The sequence below is a fragment of the Pseudorhodobacter antarcticus genome (assembly GCF_900110135.1).
Classification (GTDB): domain Bacteria; phylum Pseudomonadota; class Alphaproteobacteria; order Rhodobacterales; family Rhodobacteraceae; genus Pseudorhodobacter; species Pseudorhodobacter antarcticus.
The window spans coordinates 1-1,805 of the sequence record NZ_FOCO01000105.1; the positions used below are offsets into that span (position 1 = coordinate 1).

Here is a 1,805-nt window from a genome sequence, read left to right on the forward strand (position 1 = left end):
CTCCATTTGGGAAGTTTGAATCAGAAATCAGAACCGATGGGAATCCCGATTGTCCACGGGCCCTAGTCAGATGCGCCCGGATCCTGCCAACAACCTTTGCGGGCATCGAGGATCGAGAAGGGCTGGATGCCGAAGCGGATGGCGAGGCTGCCGGAAGGCAAACTGGTGGTGCCGGAGTTGGCTGGGGCGGAGTTCACACCGTCAGTGACCATAACACCGGCGTCAGAGCTGGCCTTGGCGCCGATCAAATATAAATGTGTCGTAGTTTTGCCATGATTTTGCCACGTTAGAGCGAGATTCAATCTTTATCCTTATTCTAATAAGGCGATATGCACCAGTTTTGCATGCGTTTAGGGGCAAGAAGAGAGGGTACAAAATTGAAGATCCTGACGGTAGACGACGAACCCTTTTTCTTGGAAATCCTCAACATTGCGTTGGCCGAACTAGGCTACACCGACGTTTCACAATCCTACTCGGCGCTTGATGCTTTGCGTGCCCTGGAAGTTGGTCAAGAAAAGTTTGACTGCATCCTTCTCGACATAAGGATGCCGGGTATGGATGGGGTTGAACTGTGCCGTAGAATCCGCATGATGGAACGCTATCGTCGGGTGCCAATTATGATGGTAACGTCAATGTCAGATCGCCATCACATCGACACCGCTTTTGCGGCGGGCGCGAGCGATTATCTGAGCAAGCCACTTGATGCCACCGAATTAAAGGCACGAATGGCAATGATGGAGCGGTTGGTCTTGGAGCGGCTGCGCAACCAGCTTCTGGAATATCGTGTCGCAGCCGCAAATGATGTGGTGGAACTAAAGTTTGATCTTGATACCCCAGTCATGATGGAAGGATTCGATAGACTGATCGAGTATCTCGCGCTTGAAAACTATATGCTCAGCCTTGGAATCAAGGATCGCCACGATGTCTCTGCTTTCGTCATCTCGATTTCTAATGCGGCCAGAATATTTGGCCGTATCTCCCCAGTAGACTTTATGAATATGCTCAGTGATGTCGCAATATGCATCGAGGACGCCCTGAAGGCGGTGCCGGGTTTGGTTTCGTACGCAGGCAACGGCAATTTTATGGTGGTGACATCAGGGAGCAACCTCATCGATACCGAATTGGTTGAGAACACAATAAATCTTGCTCTTGAGGAATTCGCCGCCACTTATCAGTTTGATAGAATTCCGAGCCCCGTTGTGGTCGTCGGCAGTCAAGTTCGCAAAACGTTGTTTTCGCGGATAAGCCCAGCGAAATTCTTAGAGCGCGCAATTGCAGCAATCGGCTCAAAGACCACGCCTCATATGCAATGGTTAAAACGGATATCTTGAACAGCCATGCAGGAAGTTTTGCCCGCCCTGCAGCCACTTCGTGCTCGCTTTATTGAGATGAGCGCCTACCGTTCGGCTGAACTTTCCAACTTGAAACGCCGCATAAATTTGGAGGGAGACCCAAATGCTGCGATGTGCGAAATCGGGGACATCGTTCACAAGATCAGTGGCGTTGCAGCCACGCTTGGCTTCCCAGAATGGGGATTGCTGGCTGCAGAATTAGACGGGATCACCAATGCATTGCAAAAACAAGAAATAAGCGCTGACGAAGCGTGGCGTCGCGCCGAACCTTCCCTCGACCAGCTTATCTACTCGATGGCCACACCGTAAACTATTTAGCGCCTAGTTTTCTTGGCAATGCCACGAAGCGCGCGTTCAGCTGCCTGCGGTCTTGCGCAAGAGCATGACCTACGACCGTGGAACGGAAATGGCCTGCCACCCGGAACTGGCGCGACGGCTGAAGATCGACATCTG

Annotated in this window: 3 protein-coding genes; 2 read left to right on the forward strand and 1 reads right to left on the reverse strand. The window is 51.6% G+C overall.

The window, feature by feature from the left end:
- Positions 1-62 precede the first annotated feature (62 nt).
- The gene (locus BMY36_RS19060) at positions 63-248 is read right to left on the reverse strand and encodes a hypothetical protein (protein WP_050518361.1); all 186 of its coding nucleotides are present in this window, start codon (positions 246-248) and stop codon (positions 63-65) included.
- 129 nt (positions 249-377) lie between these two features.
- On the opposite strand from BMY36_RS19060, the gene BMY36_RS19065 reads away from it, so the two are divergent.
- Together BMY36_RS19065 and BMY36_RS19070 are read left to right on the forward strand one after the other, a co-directional pair.
- Entirely contained in the window at positions 378-1,331 is a 954-nt protein-coding gene (locus tag BMY36_RS19065; protein ID WP_050518362.1) for a response regulator, read from the forward strand.
- Between the two features lie 6 nt (positions 1,332-1,337).
- Complete coding sequence (locus BMY36_RS19070) at positions 1,338-1,661, forward strand: Hpt domain-containing protein (protein ID WP_050518363.1); 324 nt, start codon at positions 1,338-1,340, stop codon at positions 1,659-1,661.
- Positions 1,662-1,805 lie beyond the last annotated feature (144 nt).

Coding starts and splice junctions, on each gene's coding strand:
- BMY36_RS19070 (WP_050518363.1), top strand. CDS start 1,338: ATGCAGGAAGTTTTGCCCGCCCTGCAGCCACTTCGTGCTCGCTTTATT.